This is a genomic window from Aeromicrobium massiliense JC14 (genome assembly GCF_000312105.1).
GTDB lineage: Bacteria > Actinomycetota > Actinomycetes > Propionibacteriales > Nocardioidaceae > Aeromicrobium > Aeromicrobium massiliense.
Map to the genome: position 1 here is coordinate 306,025 of NZ_HE978636.1, position 18,985 is coordinate 325,009.

18 protein-coding genes are annotated in these 18,985 nt (G+C 74.0%); 4 read left to right on the forward strand and 14 right to left on the reverse strand.

Features of this window, described 5'->3' with window-relative positions; genetic code table 11:
* The 8 genes from HGAM_RS17200 to HGAM_RS01585 all read right to left on the reverse strand — a co-directional run.
* Positions 1–1,609: NADH-quinone oxidoreductase subunit G (locus tag HGAM_RS17200; protein WP_019143708.1), on the reverse strand; the 1,609-nt coding region annotated here is incomplete at its 3' end.
* A complete protein-coding gene (gene nuoF / locus HGAM_RS01555; protein WP_019143709.1) occupies positions 1,606–2,928 on the reverse strand; it encodes an NADH-quinone oxidoreductase subunit NuoF in 1,323 nt (440 codons plus the stop codon). The genes HGAM_RS17200 and nuoF, both read right to left, overlap by 4 nt.
* Positions 2,918–3,793 (reverse strand): NADH-quinone oxidoreductase subunit NuoE, encoded by an 876-nt coding sequence (gene nuoE / locus HGAM_RS01560; protein ID WP_019143710.1) that lies wholly within the window; start codon positions 3,791–3,793, stop codon positions 2,918–2,920. The genes nuoF and nuoE overlap by 11 nt, the downstream gene beginning before the upstream one ends.
* A complete protein-coding gene (locus tag HGAM_RS01565) occupies positions 3,790–5,118 on the reverse strand; it encodes an NADH-quinone oxidoreductase subunit D (RefSeq protein WP_019143711.1) in 1,329 nt (442 codons plus the stop codon). Before HGAM_RS01565 ends, nuoE begins: the two co-directional genes overlap by 4 nt.
* On the reverse strand, positions 5,115–5,834 hold the full coding sequence (locus HGAM_RS01570; RefSeq protein WP_019143712.1) for an NADH-quinone oxidoreductase subunit C: 720 nt from the start codon (positions 5,832–5,834) through the stop codon (positions 5,115–5,117). The genes HGAM_RS01565 and HGAM_RS01570 overlap by 4 nt, the downstream gene beginning before the upstream one ends.
* Positions 5,831–6,385 (reverse strand): NuoB/complex I 20 kDa subunit family protein, encoded by a 555-nt coding sequence (locus HGAM_RS01575; RefSeq protein ID WP_019143713.1) that lies wholly within the window; start codon positions 6,383–6,385, stop codon positions 5,831–5,833. The genes HGAM_RS01570 and HGAM_RS01575 overlap by 4 nt, the downstream gene beginning before the upstream one ends.
* Positions 6,376–6,735, reverse strand: a complete 360-nt coding sequence (locus HGAM_RS01580; RefSeq protein ID WP_019143714.1) for an NADH-quinone oxidoreductase subunit A — start codon at positions 6,733–6,735, stop codon at positions 6,376–6,378. The genes HGAM_RS01575 and HGAM_RS01580 overlap by 10 nt, the downstream gene beginning before the upstream one ends.
* 228 nt (positions 6,736–6,963) lie before the next feature.
* Positions 6,964–7,656 carry a demethylmenaquinone methyltransferase gene (locus HGAM_RS01585; protein ID WP_019143715.1) on the reverse strand — a complete coding sequence of 231 codons (693 nt, stop codon included), beginning with the start codon at positions 7,654–7,656 and terminating at the stop codon, positions 6,964–6,966.
* 32 nt (positions 7,657–7,688) lie between these two features.
* On the opposite strand from HGAM_RS01585, the gene HGAM_RS01590 reads away from it, so the two are divergent.
* Complete coding sequence (locus HGAM_RS01590; RefSeq protein ID WP_019143716.1) at positions 7,689–8,948, forward strand: isochorismate synthase; 1,260 nt, start codon at positions 7,689–7,691, stop codon at positions 8,946–8,948.
* A 67-nt stretch (positions 8,949–9,015) separates the two neighbouring features.
* Here the strand turns inward: HGAM_RS01590 and HGAM_RS01595 are convergent, their stop codons facing one another.
* Together HGAM_RS01595 and HGAM_RS01600 are read right to left on the reverse strand one after the other, a co-directional pair.
* Positions 9,016–9,576, reverse strand: coding sequence for a GNAT family N-acetyltransferase (locus HGAM_RS01595; RefSeq protein WP_019143717.1), 561 nt, complete (start codon positions 9,574–9,576; stop codon positions 9,016–9,018).
* A 36-nt stretch (positions 9,577–9,612) separates the two neighbouring features.
* Positions 9,613–10,806 (reverse strand): 4-hydroxybenzoate 3-monooxygenase, encoded by a 1,194-nt coding sequence (locus HGAM_RS01600; protein WP_019143718.1) that lies wholly within the window; start codon positions 10,804–10,806, stop codon positions 9,613–9,615.
* 92 nt (positions 10,807–10,898) lie between these two features.
* On the opposite strand from HGAM_RS01600, the gene HGAM_RS01605 reads away from it, so the two are divergent.
* Positions 10,899–11,312, forward strand: coding sequence for a DMT family transporter (locus HGAM_RS01605; protein WP_019143719.1), 414 nt, complete (start codon positions 10,899–10,901; stop codon positions 11,310–11,312).
* Positions 11,309–11,629: a DMT family transporter gene (locus HGAM_RS01610; RefSeq protein WP_019143720.1), complete on the forward strand. Its 321-nt coding sequence runs from the start codon at positions 11,309–11,311 to the stop codon at positions 11,627–11,629. The genes HGAM_RS01605 and HGAM_RS01610 overlap by 4 nt, the downstream gene beginning before the upstream one ends.
* 10 nt (positions 11,630–11,639) lie before the next feature.
* On the opposite strand, the gene HGAM_RS01615 is transcribed toward HGAM_RS01610, so the two are convergent.
* Genes HGAM_RS01615 through HGAM_RS01630 form a run of 4 tightly spaced genes read right to left on the reverse strand, consistent with a single transcriptional unit; the run spans position 11,640 to position 18,430 of the window.
* The gene (locus HGAM_RS01615; RefSeq protein WP_019143721.1) at positions 11,640–12,401 is read right to left on the reverse strand and encodes an SGNH/GDSL hydrolase family protein; all 762 of its coding nucleotides are present in this window, start codon (positions 12,399–12,401) and stop codon (positions 11,640–11,642) included.
* A gap of 42 nt (positions 12,402–12,443) precedes the next feature.
* Entirely contained in the window at positions 12,444–15,287 is a 2,844-nt protein-coding gene (locus HGAM_RS20960) for a helix-turn-helix transcriptional regulator (RefSeq protein WP_019143722.1), read from the reverse strand.
* 33 nt (positions 15,288–15,320) lie between these two features.
* Positions 15,321–16,850 carry an aldehyde dehydrogenase family protein gene (locus tag HGAM_RS01625; RefSeq protein ID WP_019143723.1) on the reverse strand — a complete coding sequence of 510 codons (1,530 nt, stop codon included), beginning with the start codon at positions 16,848–16,850 and terminating at the stop codon, positions 15,321–15,323.
* On the reverse strand, positions 16,847–18,430 hold the full coding sequence (locus HGAM_RS01630; protein WP_019143724.1) for a GMC family oxidoreductase: 1,584 nt from the start codon (positions 18,428–18,430) through the stop codon (positions 16,847–16,849). Before HGAM_RS01630 ends, HGAM_RS01625 begins: the two co-directional genes overlap by 4 nt.
* 115 nt (positions 18,431–18,545) lie before the next feature.
* On the opposite strand from HGAM_RS01630, the gene HGAM_RS01635 reads away from it, so the two are divergent.
* Positions 18,546–18,983 carry an SRPBCC family protein gene (locus HGAM_RS01635; protein WP_019143725.1) on the forward strand — a complete coding sequence of 146 codons (438 nt, stop codon included), beginning with the start codon at positions 18,546–18,548 and terminating at the stop codon, positions 18,981–18,983.
* Positions 18,984–18,985: the final 2 nt, after the last annotated feature.

Sequence of the window (18,985 nt, forward strand, 5' to 3'; positions counted from 1 at the left end):
CGGCGAGGTCGGCGCGGGCAGCGGGGTCGGCCACGGGACGGGCCCCGGGCAGCAGGCCGGGCAGGCAGCCCGTCTCGACCGCGCCCCGGTTGCCGGCCCGGCGCGGCACCCACGCGGTGCGGACGCCCGAGCCGGCCACGGCGGCGGCCGCGGACAGGGCGCCCGGAGCGTCGGCCAGCCGCTCGCCGACCAGCAGCACGTCGTCGGGCCCGAGCTCGAGGGCGGCGATCGCCGCCGCCTCGTCGCCGGGCCGGGTGCGGACGAGCTCGGCGCCGAGCTTGGCCAGCCCGCGCGTGGTGTGCGAGGCGATCGCCACGACGCGCAGGCCGCGGCGGGACGCCTTGCGCAGCCGCAGGAACAACGTCGCGGCCTCGTCCTCGGGCTCGAGCCCGGCCAGCACGACGGTGCGGGCCCGCTCGAGCGCGGCGTACGTGACCGACGGGCCCGTCGCCGCGACCCGCGCGGCCAGGAACTGCTCCTCCTCGCCGCCGGCCAGGGCGGCCCGGGTGCGGAAGTCGACGTCGTTGGTGCCCAGCGCGGTGCGCGCGAGCTTGGCGTACGCGTAGGCGTCCTCGGCGGGCAGGCGGCCGCCGGGCAGCACGCCGACCCCACCGGCGTCGCGGGCGGCGGCCAGGCCGCGGGCGGCCACGGCGAGGGCGCCCGGCCACGACATCGGCACCAGCTCGCCGGACTCGTCGCGCACGAGCGGCGTGCGCAGGCGGTCGGCCTGCTGGCTCCAGCGGAAGGCGAAGCGGTCCTTGTCGCTGATCCACTCCTCGTTGACCTCGGGGTCGTCCCCGGCCAGGCGGCGCATCACGGTGCCGCGACGGTGGTCGACCCGGATCGCCGCGCCGCAGGCGTCGTGCTCGGACACCGACGGCGTCGAGACGAGGTCGAACGGCCGCGCCCGGAAGCGGTAGTCGGCGCTGGTGAGCGCGCCGACCGGGCAGATCTGGATCGTGTTGCCCGAGAAGTAGGAGTGGAACGGGACGTCCGGCGCCGTGCCCACCTGCTGCCAGGCGCCACGCTCGACCAGCGCGATGAACGGGTCGCCGGCGATCTCCTCGGAGAAGCGGGTGCACCGGGCGCACAGCACGCAGCGCTCGCGGTCGAGCAGCACCTGGGCCGAGACCGGCAGCGGCTTGGGGTAGGTGCGCTTGGTCTCGGTGAACCGGGTCTCGCCCTGGCCGTGGCTCATCGCCTGGTTCTGCAGCGGGCACTCGCCGCCCTTGTCGCACACCGGGCAGTCGAGCGGGTGGTTGACCAGCAGCAGCTCCATCGTGCCGCGCTGCGCCTTGTCGGCGACCGCGGACGTCAGCTGGGTGCGCACCACCATGCCGGGCGCGACCTCGATCGTGCAGGACGCCTGCGGCTTCGGCAGCCCGCGGCCGTTGCCGGCGTCCGGCACCTCGACCAGGCACTGGCGGCAGGCCCCGACCGGCTCGAGCAGCGGGTGGTCGCAGAAGCGCGGGATCTCGATGCCGACCAGCTCGGCCGCGCGGATGACGAGCGTCCCCTTCGGCACGCTCACCTCGACGTCGTCGATGGTCAGGGTGACCAGCTCGACCGGCTCGGTGCCGGTGCTGCTGCGCTCGGGCGTCAGGGTCATGCGGGGCTCCCCTCCAGCGGCCGGGCCCAGGCGGTGGAGCGCTCGGGCGGGAACAGCTCGCGGCTCGGCGTGTGCATGCCGGCCTCGAACTCCTCGCGGAAGTGCTTGATCGCCGAGGTGATCGGGGACGTCGCGCCGTCGCCCAGCGCGCAGAACGAGCGGCCGAGGATGTTGTCGCACAGGTCGAGCAGCAGCTCGACGTCGCCGGGGCGGCCCTGGCCGGTGTCCAGCCGCTGCAGCGCCTGCACCAGCCACCAGGTGCCCTCGCGGCACGGGGTGCACTTGCCGCACGACTCGTGCTTGTAGAACTCGGTCCAGCGCAGGACGCAGCGCACCACGGAGGTGGTCTGGTCGAAGACCTGCAGCGCCTTGGTGCCGAGCATCGAGCCGGCCGCCGAGACGCCCTCGTAGTCGAGCGGGACGTCGAGGTGCTCGGCCGTCAGCAGCGGGGTGGACGAGCCACCGGGGGTCCAGAACTTCAGCTCGGCACCGTCGCGCATGCCGCCACCGAGCTCGAGCAGCTGGCGCAGGGTGACGCCCAGCGGCGCCTCGTACTGGCCGGGCCGGCGGACGTGGCCCGACAGCGAGTAGATCGTGAAGCCCTTGGACTTCTCGGTGCCCATCGAGCCGAACCACTCCACGCCGCCGCGCACGATGGCCGGCACGGACGCGATGGACTCGACGTTGTTGATGACCGTCGGGCTGGCGTACAGGCCCTCGACGGCGGGGAACGGCGGACGCAGCCGGGGCTGGCCGCGGCGTCCCTCGAGCGAGTCGAGCAGCGCCGTCTCCTCGCCGCAGATGTAGGCGCCGGCACCCGCGTGCACGACCAGGTCGACGTTGACGCCGGTGCCGAGCACGTCGGCGCCGAGGTAGCCGGCCTCGTACGCCTCGCGCACCGCCGCCCGCAGCCGGCGGACGACGTGCAGCACCTCGCCGCGGACGTAGATGAACGCCCGCTCGGCCCGGATCGCGTGGGCGGCCAGCACGACGCCCTCCACGAGCGTGTGCGGCGAGGCCATCATGAGCGGGATGTCCTTGCAGGTGCCCGGCTCGGACTCGTCGGCGTTGACCACGAGGTACTTCGGCTTGGGGTTGTCCTGCGGGATGAACGACCACTTCATGCCGGTCGGGAAGCCTGCGCCGCCGCGGCCGCGCAGGCCGGCGTCCTTCACCAGCGCGGTGAGGTCGGCCGGGCTCATCGCCAGGCCGGTGCGCAGCGCCTGGTAGCCGCCGCGGCGCTCGTACGCCTCGAGCGTCCAGGCGCGGTCGTCGCCCCAGCCGGCCGTCAGCACCGGTGTCAGCACGTCAGTCGTCATCGGAGCCGCCTCCCTCCACGTCCGCGGGCGACTCGGCGACCTCGGTCTCGGACTCCGCCCGCGCGGTGTCGGCCTGCTCGGCCGCGCCGCGCGGGTCGTCGGCGGTGGCGTCGGTGTCACCGTCGCGCGGGTCGGCGTCCGGGAACGGCGGCGCCTGCCAGCCGCGCTCGGCGGCGATGCGCAGCCCGGCCAGCGACGCCTCGCCCGCGGCGGGGCCCTCGTCGGCGAGACCGTCCTCGAAGCCGGCCAGGACGCGCTCGGCCTCGCGCCAGCTCGTGATCGTCGCCCCGCGGGTCGCCTGCACGGGCTCGCCGCGGCGCAGCCGGTCGACCAGGTCGACCGCCGAGTCGGGGGTCTGCCCGTCGAACAGCTCCCAGTTGACCGTCATCACCGGTGCGAAGTCGCAGGCGGCGTTGCACTCGATGTGCTCCAGCGAGATCGCCCCGTCGGCGCTGGTCTCGTCGTTTCCGACGTCCAGGTGGGAGCAGAGCCGGGCGAAGATCTCGTCACCGCCCATGACCGCGCACAGCGTGTTGGTGCAGACGCCGACGTGGTGCGTGCCCATGGGCCGACGCTTGTACATCGTGTAGAACGTCGCGACGCCGCTGACCTCGGCCGCGCTCAGCCCGAGCAGGTCGGCGCAGGCGCCGATGCCCTCGCTGGTGACGCAGCCCTGCACCGACTGCACGAGGTGCAGCATCGGCAGCAGCGCGCTGCGCGGCTGCGGGTAGCGGGCGGCGAGCTCGCGCAGCTCGGCCAGCGTCGTCTCGGGCAGCGGCGGGGCGTCCGTCGGCGGGGACGCGGCCGGCTCGGCCAGCGTGCGTCCGGGGTCGCTGGGCAGGTTGCCGGTCGTCGGGGTGGTCATCGGTCGACGCCTCCCATCACGGGGTCGATGGACGCGACGGCGACGATGACGTCGCTGAGCATGCCGCCCTCGCTCATCACCGACGTGCCCTGCAGGTTGACGAAGGACGGGTCGCGGAAGTGGGCCCGGTACGGGCGGGTGCCGCCGTCGGAGACCAGGTGGCAGCCGATCTCGCCGCGGGGCGCCTCGATCGCGGTGTAGACCTGCCCGGCCGGCACCCGGAAGCCCTCGGTCACCAGCTTGAAGTGGTGGATGAGCGCCTCCATCGACTCGCCCATGATGTGCGCGATGTGCTCGGGGCTGTTGCCCTGCCCGTCGCCGCCGACGCTGAGCTTGGCCGGCCAGGCGATCTTCTTGTCGGCCACCATCACCGGGGCGCCCTCCATGCGGGCCAGCCGGTCGACGCACTGCTCGACGACGCGCAGCGACTGCCACATCTCGTCCTGGCGCACCCGGAAGCGTCCGTAGGCGTCGGGCTGCTCCCAGGTGGCGACGTCGAACTCGTAGGTCTCGTAGTCCCAGTACGGCTGGGTGCGGCGCAGGTCCCAGGCGTACCCGGTGGAGCGAAGCACGGGGCCGGTGATTCCCAGGGCCAGGCAGCCGGCCAGGTCGAGGTGGCCGACGTCGACCAGCCGGGCCTTGAAGATCGGGTTGGCGTTGCACAGCGCCGCGTACTCGGGGAGCCGCTTCTTGAGCAGCGCGACGGTCTCGCGGACCTTGTCGAGCGTGCCGGGCGGCACGTCCTGGGCGACGCCGCCGGGGCGCAGGTACGCGTGGTTCATGCGCAGCCCGGTGATCATCTCGAAGACGTCCAGGATGAGCTCGCGGTCGCGGAAGCCGCAGGTCATGACCGTGAGCGCGCCGAGCTCCATGCCGCCGGTGGCGATGCAGACCAGGTGGCTGGAGATGCGGTTGAGCTCGAGCAGCAGGACGCGCAGCACCTTGGCCTTCTCCGGCACGTCGTCCTCGATGCCGAGCAGCCGCTCGACCGCCTGCACGTAGACCGCCTCGTTGGAGAACGGGGCGACGTAGTCCATCCGGGTGCAGAACGTGACGCCCTGGGTCCAGGTGCGGTACTCCATGTTCTTCTCGATGCCGGTGTGCAGGTAGCCGATGCCGGCGCGCGCGTCGGTGACCGTCTCGCCGTCGATCTCGAGGATGAGCCGCAGCACGCCGTGGGTCGACGGGTGCTGCGGGCCCATGTTGACCACGAGCCGGTCGCCCTCGACGCCGGCGGCGTCGATCGTGTCCCAGTCCTGCCCGGTGACGGTGAAGACCGGGCCCTCGGCCGTCTCGGTGCTGCTGGCGTACGGGTCGCTGGTCACGAGTAGGACCTCCGCTCGTCCGGCGGGGGCACCGTGGCCCCCTTGTAGTCGACCGGGACGCCGCCCAAGGGGTAGTCCTTGCGCTGGGGGTGTCCGGGCCAGTCGTCGGGCATGAGGATGCGGGTCAGCGCCGGGTGGCCGTCGAAGACGACGCCGAACATGTCCCACGTCTCGCGCTCGTGCCAGTCGGCGGTCGGGTAGACGCTGACGACGCTGGGCACGTGCGGGTCGGCGTCCGGGCACGTGGTCTCGACCCGGACTCGCCGGTTGTGGGTCATCGACAGCAGGTGCAGCGCCACGTGCAGCTCGGCGCCCTCGTCGCCGGGCAGGTGGACGCCCGACAGGCTGCTGAGCACCTCGAAGCGCAGCGACGGCTCGTCGCGCAGGTGCTGCGCGGCCTGGAGCAGGTGCTCGCGGCGCACCTGGAAGGTCAGCTCGCCGCGGTCGACCACGATGCCCGCGAGCGTCCCGCCGTCGACGCCGCGGACGAACGCCTCGGCGACCTCGTCGAACCAGCCGCCGTAGGGCGGCGGGGTCGGCGTCGGGAAGGCGACCGGACGGCGCAGGCCGCCGTAGCCGCTGGTGTCGGCACCGTCGCGCGCGCCGAACATGCCCTCGCGGACCTCGACGACCTTGAGCTCGGTGCGGTCGGCCCGGACGAGCGCCTCGCGGCTGTCGACGCCCTGGTCCTGGGTGCCGCCGGTCGACTCGGTCATCGCAGCAGCCCCTTCTGCAGCTGCGTCGGCAGGGCGGTCAGCGCGACCTTCTCGTCCTCGGCGATCTCGGTGACCCGGTGGGCGCCGAGCTTGGCGTGCTGCACCTTGTCGTGGAGCTTGAAGATCGCGTCGATGAGCATCTCGGGCCGCGGCGGGCAGCCGGGCAGGTACATGTCGACCGGCACGACGTGGTCGACGCCCTGGACGATCGCGTAGTTGTTGAACATGCCGCCCGAGCTGGCGCACACGCCCATCGCCAGGACGTACTTGGGCTCGGCCATCTGGTCGTAGATCTGGCGCAGGACCGGCGCCATCTTCTGGCTCACACGACCGGCCACGATCATCAGGTCGGCCTGACGCGGCGAGGGGCGGAAGACCTCCATGCCGAAGCGCGAGGAGTCGTAGCGCGGGGCGCCGAACGTCATCATCTCGATCGCGCAGCAGGCCAGGCCGAACGTCGCCGGCCAGAACGAGGCCTTGCGCATGTAGCCGGCCAGGCCCTCGACCGTGCTCAGCAGCACGCCGCTGGGCAGCTTCTCCTCTAGTCCCATGCCATGCCTCCCCGACGCCACTCGTAGGCGTACGCGACGGTGATGTTGACCAGGAACAGCAGCACCGCGAGGACCGCGAACCAGCTCAGCGCGTCGAAGGCGACCGCGAACGGGTAGAGGAAGACGATCTCGATGTCGAAGACGATGAACATCATCGCGGTGAAGAAGTACTTGACCGGGATGCGTCCACCGCCCTCGGGCACCGGCGTCGGCTGGATGCCGGACTCGTAGCGGTCGAGCTTGGCGCGGTTGTAGCGGCGCGGCCCGGTCAGCGGGGCGATCGCGACGCTGAAGATCGCGAAGCCGGCCGCGATCGCGCCGAGCACCAGGATCGGTGCGTACTCACCCATCGGGCTGCCTCCGCCGGGTTGCACGTTCGCTTGTGAAACAAATCACATGCGCTGTCGGGACTCACCCTAGGCACGCGAGGGGGTCACCCGTGAGGTAGGTCACACTAACTTCGCGACGGCGCCCGGAGCCGACCTCCCCGGGGCGCCGGGGAGACCGGCAGGACCCCGGGAGTCATCCCGGGGTCCTGATCGATCGGCGAGGTCGTGCGCCTCGTGCGGGCGCCCGCGCTACGGCTTGACGGAGCGGTGCAGGGCGACGATGCCGCCGCTGAGGTTGACCCAGTCGACCCGGCCCCAGCCGGCCTCGACCATGCGCAGCGCCAGGCCGCGCTGGTCGGGCCAGGCCTGGATGGACTCGGCCAGGTAGACGTACGAGTCGGGGTTCGAGCTCACCGCGCGGGCGACCGGCGGCAGCGCGCGCATGAGGTAGTTGGAGTAGATCGTGGCGAACGGCGCCCACGTGGGGCGGCTGAACTCGCAGACCACGACGCGTCCGCCGCGCCGGGTGACACGGCGCAGCTCGCGCAGGGCCTCGAGCGGGTCCTGGACGTTGCGCAGGCCGAACGAGATGGTCACGGCGTCGAACGAGTCGTCGGCGAACGGCAGGCGCATGCCGTCGCCGGCCACGAACGGCAGCGCGGGCTGCTGCTGCTTGCCCACCTCGAGCATGCCGAGCGAGAAGTCGCACGGGACGACCTCGGCGCCGGCGTCGGCGAACGGCTTGCTGGACGTGCCGGTGCCGGCGGCCAGGTCGAGGATGCGCTCGCCCGGCTTCGGGTCGACCAGCTCGACGACGCGCGAGCGCCAGCGACGGTCCTGCCCGAGCGAGAGGACGTCGTTGGTCAGGTCGTAGCGCTTGGCCACCTGGTCGAACATCGCGGCGACCTCGTGCGGCTGCTTCTCCAGGCTGGCTCGGCTCACCCCCCAACCTTCCCACGGGTAGGCTCGCGGCCGTGACGAACCCTGCGCTCGAGGGCGCCAGCGCCCCGCTCGTGGCGCGCACGGTGGCCGTGGACGATCCCGGCTCCCTCGTCGACCTGCTGCCCGACGACCCGCAGCTGCTGGCCTGGGTGCACGGCGACGACGGCCTCGTCGGCTGGGGCCGTGTGGCGTCGTTCGCGTCCGCGGGCCCTAGCCGCTTCGACGACGCGCGCACCTGGTGGCGCGAGCTCGCCCGCACCGCGGTCGTCCGTGACGACGTCGACCGTCCGGGCAGCGGACTGGTGGCGTTCGGCTCGTTCGCGTTCAGCGACCAGGGCAAGGACAGCCTGCTCGTCGTGCCCGAGGTCGTCGTCGGCCGCCGCGACGGCGTCGCCTGGATGACGGTGGTGGGCACCTCGCTGCGCGGCCTGCCCGAGCTGGCCGCCCAGCCCGCTCCCCCGGCTCCGGTCGGGACGACGTTCTCCGACGGGTCCGTCGACGGCGCGACCTGGGAGGGCCTGGTCGCCGACGCCGTCCGCCGCATCGCCGCCGGCGACCTCGACAAGGTGGTGCTGGCCCGCGAGGTCGTCGCCGAGACCGCCGAGCCCTTGGACGTCCGCTGGCCGCTGACCCGCCTGGCCGAGACGTACCCGAGCTGCTGGACGTTCCACGTCGACGGCTTCTTCGGTGCCACCCCCGAGATGCTGGTGCGCCTGGAGCGCGGCCTCGTGACGTCCCGCGTCCTGGCCGGCACCGTGCGCCGCACCGGCGACGACGAGCACGACCTCGCCCTCGCGGCGTCCCTCGCCCGGTCGAGCAAGGACCTCGAGGAGCACGAGTACGCCGTGCGCTCGGTGGCCGAGGCGCTCGCGCCGCACTGCCAGAGCATGAACGTGCCCGAGTCGCCGTTCGTGCTGCACCTGCCGAACGTCATGCACCTGGCCACCGACGTGACCGGGGTCGTCCGCGAGGGCGACGGCGCCCTGTCGCTGGCCGCGGCCCTGCACCCGTCGGCGGCCGTCGGCGGCACCCCGACGCCCACCGCGGTGGCGCTGATCGACGAGATCGAGGGCTTCGACCGGGGGCGCTACGCCGGACCGGTCGGCTGGGTGGACGCGCGCGGCGACGGCGAGTGGGGCATCGGGCTGCGCTCGGCCGTGCTCGACTCCCCCACGTCCGTGCGACTGTTCGCCGGCTGCGGCATCGTGGCCGACTCCGTGCCCGAGTCCGAGCTGGCCGAGACCCAGGCCAAGCTCGTCCCGGTGCGCGACGCGCTCACCCCGCCGGCGTAGTCGTCAGCAGGCTCCCTTCGACAGGCTCAGGGGGCGGAGCCGCGGCTCAGGGGGCGGGACCCGCGGCTCAGGGAGTGGGCGGCCACTCCGACCGGAGCAGCGCGAACTGCAGGCTGTCGGACCAGCCGCCGTCGGCGCGCCAGCAGTCCTGCACGAGGTGCGCCTCGCGCCGCATGCCGATCTTCTGCAGCACCCGCGCGGACGCCGGGTTCTCGGCGAAGCAGACCGCCGTGACGCGGCGCAGGCCCAGGTGCTCGAAGGCGACGGCGAGCAGCTCACGGGCCAGCGCCGTGGCGATGCCGCGACCGGCGTGCGCCGGGTCGACCAGGTAGCCGATGGACGCGTCCGTGCCCGTCGGGGCGCCGGGCTGGCCGCTGCCGTCCTCGACGTCGAGGAACCCCATGGCCACGATCGACCCCTCCAGCTCGACGAGGCAGGAGTACTCCGACTCGTTGGTGGGCACGGCGAGCCACTCGCGGCGCAGCTCGTCCGCCGGCACCTGGGTGCGGACGGTGTAGCGGTTCACGACCGGGTCGTTGCGCAGCTCGAGCATGCGGTCGAGGTCGGCCTCGACCGCGTCGCGCAGGAGCAGGTCACCGACGCGGCGGGGCCAGGGGGACGTCGTCACCGGGACGTTCTAGCACGCCCGCCGGACGGCGAGCGGTCAGCCGCGCTGCGGCCAGCCGGTGTAGGCCTCGGCCAGGAACGTCGAGCCGGCCACCGAGGAGGTGACGGCGGCGAGCTCACCCTCCTGGCGGCGGACGTCGAACGGCGTCGCCTCGGGCAGCGTGTGCAGCATCGTGGTCATCCAGTACGAGAAGTGCTGGGCCTTCCACACGCGAGCCAGCGCCCGGTCGCTGTAGTCGGCGAGCGGAGCCGGGTCGGCCGCGGCGACGGCCCGCTCGAGCTCCTCGGCAAGCACGCGGACGTCGGCCAGCGCGAGGTTGAGCCCCTTGGCCCCGGTCGGGGGCACGGTGTGGGCGGCGTCGCCGGCGAGCACGAGCCGGCCGTGGTGCATCGGCTCCTGCACGAAGCTGCGGAACGGCAGCACCGACCGGGACGTGATCGGGCCCTCCTTGAGCGTGTAGCCGTTGGCACCGACGCGGGCCTGCAGCTCGGACCAGATGCGGTCGTCCGACCACGCGTCCGGGTCCTCGGACGGGCCGCACTGGAAGTACATCCGCTGCAGCGTCTCGGTGCGCTGGCTGATCAGCGCGAAGCCGTGCTCGGAGTGGCTGTAGATCAGCTCGGGGGCGCTCGGCGGAGCCTCGGCGAGGATGCCGAACCAGGCGAACGGGTACTCGCGGAAGTACTGGCGGCGACGGTCCTCGGGCACCTCGCGCCGGCACAGGCTGCGCGAGCCGTCGGCCCCGACCAGGAAGTCGGCACGCAGCTCGTGGGCGGTCCCGTCGGCGTCGGTGAACCGGACGAACGGGGCGCCGGACTCCAGGTCGCCGACGCTGACGTCGCTCACGCCGAAGCGCACGTCGCCGCCGTCGCGCTCGCGGGCGTCGGCGAGGTCGATGAACACGTCGGTCTGCGGGTACAGCTGCGTGGACGCCCCGACCAGACCCTGGAAGTCGATCCGGTGACCGCCGCCGCCGAAGGCCAGCTCGATGCCGTCGTGGCGGTACCCGTCGCGCAGCACCCGGTCGGAGACCCCGGTGTCGACCAGCAGGTCGACGGAGTCCTGCTCGAGGATGCCGGCGCGGTGGGTGTGCTCGATCTCGGTGCGCGTGCGGGTGTCGAGCGCGACGCTGTCGATGCCGGCCTGGGCGAGCAGGTGGGTGAGCATGAGGCCGGCGGGACCGGCCCCGACGACGGCGACCTGGGTGCGGGCGGGCTGGGGCGAGGACATGCCAGCATCCTGCCCGGACGTGCGCCAGGTCACCATGACCGGCTCCCGCCCAGCGGAAGGACGAGTGCCGTCGGCGCGGCTAGGCTGCCGTGGTGCCGAGCCCCGACCGACCCCGTCCCGACGCCCGGGTCCGCGACGACGACGGCCGGGGTGCACGCGCCAGGACGTGGCTGCTGCTGCTCGCCGCGGTGGTCAGCGAGGTCACCGCGTCGCTGTCGCTCAAGGCCGCGCTGGACGCACCGGCGTTCTACGCCGTCGTCGCCGTCGGCTACGTCGGTGCGTTCGCGCTGCTGGCCGTCGTCCTCGCCCGCGGCATGGCGCTCGGCGTCGCCTACGGCGCCTGGGGCGCGCTCGGCGTCGCGTCCACCGCGCTGCTGTCGGCGGCGGTCTTCGACGAGCCGCTGACCCCGGTCATGGGCGCCGGGCTCGCCCTGATCGTCGCCGGCGTGCTCACGATCGAGCTCGGCTCTCAGGCTGCACGGCGCCGGACGGAGACCGCCCGATGACCGCGTGGCTGGCGCTCGCCGCGGCGATCGGCTCCGAGGTCGTGGCCACCCTGTCGCTGCGGACGGCCGCCCACGGCCGGCGCCGCTGGTACGCCGTCGTCGTCACCGGCTACGTGGCGGCGTTCGCGCTGCTCTCGGTGTCGCTCGCGCACGGCATGCCGCTCGGCGTGGCCTACGGCGTCTGGACGGCGACGGGCGTGGCGATCACCGCCGTGGCCTCACGCGTGCTGTTCGACGAGCCGCTCACGCCGGTCATGGCCGCCGGCATCGCGCTGATCGCCGGCGGCGTCCTGCTCGTGGAGCTCGGCGCCCACTAGGCGCCCCGGGTCAGTCGACCGGTGCCAGCTCGGGACGACGCGGGTCGAGGAGGTCGCCCGAGGACCGGCCGGTCAGCCGACGCTTGATCCACGGCGCGACGTGGGCGCGCGTCCAGGCCAGGTTCTCGGCCCGGCGCTCGGCCCGCGTGCGCACCGCGAGCGGCGTCAGCGGCATCGGCTCCAGGTCGTGCTCGACGCCCAGCGCGTCGGCGACGGCGATCGCCATCCGCTGGTGGCCCGCGGCGCTCATGTGCAGGCGGTCGACGTCCCACAACCGCTCGTCCTCGTAGTCGCGCAGGCGCCAGAAGTCGACCAGCGTGACGCCGTGCTCGTCGGCCATCGCGCGGACGAGCTCGTTGTAGAGCGCGAAGCGCCCGCGCATGGCGCCGAAGACGGGCGCGCTGCCGGGGTCAGCCGCGGTGAAGACGGCCACGGTGGCGCCGGTCGCCGCGAGCCGGCCGACCGCCTCGCCGTAGCGGGCGACGAGGCCGTCGATGTCGACCTTCGGTCGCAGCAGGTCGTTGCCGCCGGCGTAGATCGTCACCAGGTCGGGCTTCATGGCGACCGCGGGCTCGATCTGCTCGTCGAGGATGCCGGCGAGCTTGCGGCCGCGGATGGCCAGGTTGGCGTACTGCAGCCCGGGCGAGACGCGGTCGAGCGCGCCGGCGAGCCGGTCGGCCCACCCCCGCACCCCGTTGGGCAGGTTCGGGTCGGGGTCGCCGACCCCCTCGGTGAACGAGTCGCCCAGGGCGACGAAGCGGGAGAACGGCACGTCGCGATGCTACCCGCGGGTCACCAGCGCCCCACGCGGACGTCAGGCGTCGAGCAGGCCGTCGCGGTGGGCGATCGCCGCCGCCTCCGTGCGCGTCGCGGCGCCGAGCTTGGCCAGGATGTTGGACACGTGGACCGAGGCGGTCTTGGCGCTGATGAACAGCTGGGCGGCGATCTCGCCGTTGCTGCGCCCGAGCGAGACGAGCCCGAGCACCTCGCGCTCGCGCGGCGTCAGGTCCGACGACCCGGGCCGCGCGGCGGCCGGACGGTCGAGGTCGGCCAGCTCGGCGAGCAGCGGGCGGGCGCCGAGTTGCCCGGCGATCGCGCGCGCCTCGGCGATCGCCGCGACGGCACCGGGGACGTCACCGGCCGCCCGCAGCGCCGGCGCCTGTCGCGCCCAGCACCGGGCCGCCTCGTGCACCTGGCCCAGGCGGGCGAATCCCTCGGCCGCGGCACCCCAGGCCGCCGCCAGCGCCGTGGGGTCGACCGGTTCGCCGGCCAGCTGGCGCAGCCGGTCGTGCTCGGCCTCGAACCGGCGCACCCACGCCTGCCCCTCGGCCCCGAACGGCGGATTGCGGTCGACGACCTGGCGCACCACGTCGGCGAGCTCGTCGGCCCGGGCCAGGTGGGAGCGCGCCTCCCCGGGGCCGCGGCGGCGGACGTCGGCCGCCAGCTGGCCGAGCAGGAGGGCCCCCGCCCGCACGCGCGAGGGGTGCAGCGGCTCGGACCACGGGCCGGCCAGGTCGTGCGCGACCCGGTCGTGGACGGCGATCGCGTCGCTCGTGCGTCCGGCGTCGCCGTGCAGGTCGATCAGGGCGGCGCCGGCGTGGATCGGCGTGGTGATGTCGTCGCGCCACACCGACTCGACGTGCGCGAGGTCCGTCGCGTCGGGAGTGTCGCCGCGCCCGGCCAGGACGAGCAGCGCCAGCGCGCACATGGCCCCGCGGCACTCGCTCGGGGCGTCGTCGGACAGGACCGCCGCGCGCAGCACGTCGTCCCAGCGGCCCTGCAGGACGGCCACCAGCGCGCCGAAGAAGCGACCGTCGAAGCCGTACGGGGCCCACTGGTGGGCGGTCGCGACGGCCCGCTGGTGCAGCTCGCCGAAGTCGTGCGCGGCCCCGTCGAGGTCGCTGCTGTTGAGCCGCAGGAAGCCGCGGTGGTGCAGCGCCCGCAGCTCGCCCATGACGTCACCCTCGGCTCGGAAGGCCTGCGCGAGGTCAGTGTAGCGGCGGGCGGCGTCGTCGACGCCCAGCGTGCGCCGGGCCAGGACGCGCGTGGCCGCGGCCCGGGCGTCGGCGCTCGTCGCCGGGTCGCCGACCGCGTCGCTGAGGGTGACCGCCCGCTCGGCGTGCTCGAGCGCCTCGTCGTCGCGCCACCGGTCGACGAGCACCCGCGCCCGCAGGACGTGGGCCCGGACCGCGAGCGGCGAGTCGTCGGGCAGCCCGGCCACCAGCTCGGCGCTGAGCAGCTCGGCGTCCTCGTCGCGGCCGGCCGTCTGCGACAGCTCGCCCAGCCCCAGCAGCAGCCGGTCGCGGTCGGCGCCCGGCTCGGGGTGCGCGTCGAGGTACTGGCGGACGAACGAGAGCGACCGCACGAGACGTCCGGCCAGGCTGAGCGCGCGCCCGGCCCGCAGCACCAGGTCGACCACGTCGACGTCGCCGGGTGCGTGGTCGACGAGCCGGAGCGCCTGCTCGAGGTGCTGGGCGGCCTCGTCGTGCCCGGCCACCCGGGTCGCGTCGTCGGCCGCCAGCAGGTGCGCGGCGAAGGCCGCCGGAGCGTCGCCGGCCCCGGCCGCGTGCAGGGCCCGCTCCGCGGCCACGCCGGGACACCCGCCGTCGAGCGCCGTGAGGTAGGCGGCGTGGATGCGCCGCCGCTCGGCGGGCAGCAGGTCGTCGCGGACCGCCTCGGCGAGCAGCGCGTGGCGCAGCACGTAGGTCTCGCCCGCCCGGGCCACGACGCGGTGGTCGATCGCGCGGCGCAGCGCGGGCTCGAGGTCGTCGGGTCCCAGGCCCGCGACCTCGGCCAGCAACACGTCCGGCACCGGCGAGCCGGCGCACGCCAGGGTGCGGACGACCCGCCGGGTGGTGTCGTCGAGCTCGTCGAGGCGCACCAGCACGAGGTCGGCCAGCGACTCGGGCACGGCACCGTCGACCCGGCCGGCGGCCAGCAGCTCCTCGGCGTAGAAGGCGTTGCCCGCGGCCCGGCGGACGATCTCGTCGACGTCGCGCGCGCCGAGCGCCGACGACGCGCGGGTGCGCAGCAGCGCGTCGACGTCGTGGTCGGGCAGCGGCGAGAGGTCGAGCCGGCGGACCCCCGGCAGGCGCACCCACTCGGCGAGCAGCGGCCGCAGCGGGTGGCGCCGGTCGAGGTCGTCGCTGCGGAAGCTCACGACCAGCCGCAGCCGGTCGCTGCGCCGGCGGGCCAGCACGTAGCCGAGCAGGTGACGCGTGGAGGCGTCGGCCCAGTGCGCGTCCTCGACCACGAGCAGCACCGGCGCCTTGTCGGCCAGCGTCTCGAGCCCGTCGACCACAGCACCGAACAGGCGTCCGCGGTCGTCGGCGTCGCCCCCGCCGACCAGCGGCTCGAGCGCCGGGTGCGCCGCCACCAGCTCGTCGCGGCGGACGACGTCGAGCGAGCGCAGCGCCTCGGCGAACGGCTGGTGCGAGATGACCGCGTCGCCGAGGTCGAGGCAGTGCCCGACCAGCACCTGGTGGCCGGTCGCGGACGCGCGCTCGGCGAGCTCGCGCAGCAGCCGGGTCTTGCCGATGCCGGCGTCGCCGCCGAGCAGCACCGCGCCGCCGGAGTCGTCGCCGGACACGCCGGCGACCGCCAGCAGCTCGGCGAGCTCGGCGTGACGGCCGACGAGCGGCGCGACCGGGGACGTCATGGGCTCATCATGGCGCGAGCCACCGACGGCGCGTCAGCGCTTGAGCGTCTTCTTGCCGCCGTGCAGCACGGTGATGATCTGCGCGAGCCGGCCCTCGGTCACCTTGGTGCGGGCGAACGTCACCAGCTCCAGCGGCGAGGAGAACCGCTGCACCGTGACCGCCTTGGCGTACGTGAACTCCTTGAGCCCCTCGGCGCCGTGGATGCGTCCGAAGCCGGAGTCGCCGACGCCGCCGAACGGCAGGGTCGGCACGCCGGCGAAGGAGATGACCGAGTTCACCGACGTCATGCCCGAGCGGACGCGGCGGGCGATCTCCTCGCCGCGCGAGCCGCTGAAGACCGCGCCGGCCAGGCCGTAGGCGGTGGCGTTGGTGCGCTCGATCGCCTCGTCCATGTCGCGCACCTTGTTGACGACCAGCGTGGGGCCGAACGTCTCCTCGGTGACCGCGAGCGAGTCCTCGGGGACGTCGGCCAGGATCGTCGGCTGCACGAACCGCTCGCCGACGGCGTCCGCGCCGCCGAGCAGCGCCCGGCCACCCTTGGCCAGGGCGTCCTCGACGTGGCTGCGGACGACGTCCAGCTGCTTGGGCATGGTCATCGGGCCGTACTTGGCCGCGGCGTCGGCACCGGCGCGGACGTCGAGCTCGCGGGCCCGCGCGGTGATCTCGGTCAGGAACTGGTCGTAGACCTTCTCGTGGACGTAGACGCGCTCGGTGCCGATGCAGGTCTGGCCGGCGTTGGACATGCCCGCCCACAGCGCGGCGTCGGCGGCGGCGCTGACGTCGGCGTCCTCGTCGACGATGAGCGAGTCCTTGCCGCCGGCCTCGATGACGACCGGGGTGAGGTTCTGCGCGCACGCGGCCATGACCTTCTTGCCGGTCGCGGTGGAGCCGGTGAAGGCGAGCTTGTCGATGTCGGCCAGGCACAGCGCGTTGCCGGTCTCGCCCAGGCCGGTGACGACCTGCAGGACGTCCTTGCCGCCGACCACCTCGCGCAGCGTGTCGACCAGCCAGGTGCCGACGCCCGGCGTGTACTCGCTGGGCTTGAACACGACGGTGTTGCCGGCGGCCAGTGCGTACGCGAGCGAGCCGATGGGCGTGAAGACCGGGTAGTTCCACGGGCCGATGACCCCGACGACGCCCAGCGACTTGTGCTCGACGAACGCCTTCTGGTTGGCCATGAGCAGGCCGGGGCTCACCTTGTGCGGGCCGAGCACCTTGCCCGCGTGCTTGGCCGCCCACGCGATGTGGTCAATGGCGATGGAGATCTCCAGCAGCGCGTCGCCGTGCGGCTTGCCCATCTCGCGGTGCACCAGGTCAGCCAGCTGGTGCATGCGCCGGGTGATGACGCTGCGCCACGTCAGCAGGATCTCGGCCCGGTCGTCGAAGCCGAGGCCGCCCCACCAGGCGTACGCGGCGCGGGCGCGCGCGACGGCGTCCTGCACCTCCTCGGCGGAGTGGATCGGGTGGACGCCGACGACGTCGCCGGTCGCGGGGTCGAGCGACTCGAACGTGGGGCGCGGCGCCTGGCCGGCGGTGTCGGGCTGGACGGTCGTGGCGGTCATCGGGACTCCTTGACGAGGTCGGCGGCCTTCTCGCCGACCATGATGGCGGGTGCGTTGGTGTTGCCGCGCGGGACGCGCGGCATGACGGAGGCGTCGGCGACGCGCAGGCCCTCGACGCCGTGGACGCGCAGCTGCGGGTCGACGACGCTGCCCTCGACCGCGCCCATCGCGCAGGTGCCGACCGGGTGGTAGAGCGTCTGGGCCAGGCGACGCAGGTTCTCGACCAGCTGGTCGTCGGTCGGGTTCGCCACGTCGGGCATGAACGGCCCGGCGACGAGGTCGCTCAGCGGGGCGAGGTGGGAGATCTCGACCGCCTGGCGCAGCCCGGCCAGCATCGCGTCCAGGTCGGCCGGGTCGTCGAAGTAGGCCGGGTCGATCTCGGGGTGCCAGTGCGGGTCGGCCGAGCGCAGCCGCAGCGCGCCGCGGCTCTTCGGGTCGACCAGGGTGGGCGCGATGGTCAGCGAGCGCCGGGTGGGCTCGTGGATGCCGTTGTCCCAGAAGCCGGTCGGCGCGAAGTGGATCTGCAGGTCGGGGTGCTCGACCGACGGGTCGGAGGAGAAGAACGCCCCCGCCTCGCCGACGTTGGACGCGAGCATCGTGCGTCCGGTGGCCTTCCAGCGCAGCAGGTTGCCCAGCGTCTGGCCCTCGGCCAGGTCGGTCGTGCCGCGCGAGTGCAGGACGATGCCGGCCGCCGGGTGGTCGTGCAGGTTCTGGCCGACGCCGGGCGAGTCGACGACGACGTCGATGCCGTGCTCGCGCAGGTGGGCGCCGGGGCCGATGCCCGAGAGCATCAGCAGCTGGGGGCTGTTGACCGCGCCGCCGCTGAGGATCACCTCGGCCTCGGCGCGCACGTCGTGGGTCGCGCCGGCGGACTCGTAGCGGACGCCGACGGCCCGGGTGCCCTCGAGCAGCACCTTGGTGACGAACGCGTCGGTGCGGACGGTCAGGTTGCGGCGGGCCATCGCCGGACGCACGTAGGCGTCGGCGACCGACCAGCGTCGGCCCTTCCGGTTCGTCACCTGGTAGAGCCCGGCGCCGCGCTGCTCGGCGCCGTTGAAGTCGTCGGTGCGCTTGTGGCCGGCGGCCACCGCGGCGTCGACGAACGCGTGGCTGAGCTCGTGCGTGTAGGCGCGGTCCTCGACCCGCAGCGGGCCGTCGGTGCCGTGCCAGGGGCCGGTCAGCCGCTGGTTGCCCTCGGCCTTGACGAAGTAGGGCAGGACGTCGTCGAAGCCCCAGCCCTCGGCGCCGTACGCGTCGCGCCACTCGTCGTAGTCGGCCCGGTTGCCGCGGATGTAGATCATCGCGTTCATCGACGAGCAGCCGCCGAGCGCGCGCATGCGCGGCCAGTCGGCCCGGCGTCCGCCGAGCTGCTTCTGCGCGGTGGTCTCGTACTGCCAGTCCCACGACGTGCGGAACAGGGCCGAGAAGGCGAGCGGGATGCGGATCTCGTCGGCGTCGTCGGGCGGACCGGCCTCGAGCAGGAGCACCGAGACGGTCGGGTCCTCGCTCAGCCGGGCGGCGAGCACGCCGCCCGCGCTGCCCGACCCGACGACCACGTAGTCGAACCGTTCCTGGGCCATGGGACCTCCTCGGTGACGTGGCTCACAACGTACTGCCGGGGTCCACCGTGACACAACCACTGTCACGTACGTCTCTCGGACGGCGGACCGCGTCCTGCCGTGCTTGCATGAGGCCATGACGACCACCACCCGGCACATCGACGCCACGCCCGACCAGGTGTGGAAGGTCCTCGAGGACGGCTGGCTCTACCCCCTGTGGGTGGTCGGCGCCTCCCGCATGCGCGCGGTCGACGCGGGCTTCCCCGCCGTCGGCACCCAGCTGCACCACTCGGTGGGCAGCTGGCCGGTCCTCATCGACGACACGACCGAGGTCCTGGCGGTGACGCCCGGCCACAGCATCACGCTCAAGGCGCGCGCATGGCCCGCGGGCACCGCGGACGTCCAGGTCGTGCTGCACGCCGAGGGCGCGGGCACGCTCGTGGAGATGAAGGAGACCGCGTCGGCCGGCCCCGCGAAGCTCATCCCGCCGCCGATCGAGGCGGCGAGCCTGCGCTGGCGCAACACCGAGACGCTGCGCCGCCTGGCCCTGCTCGTCGAGGGTCGCGAGGGCTGAGC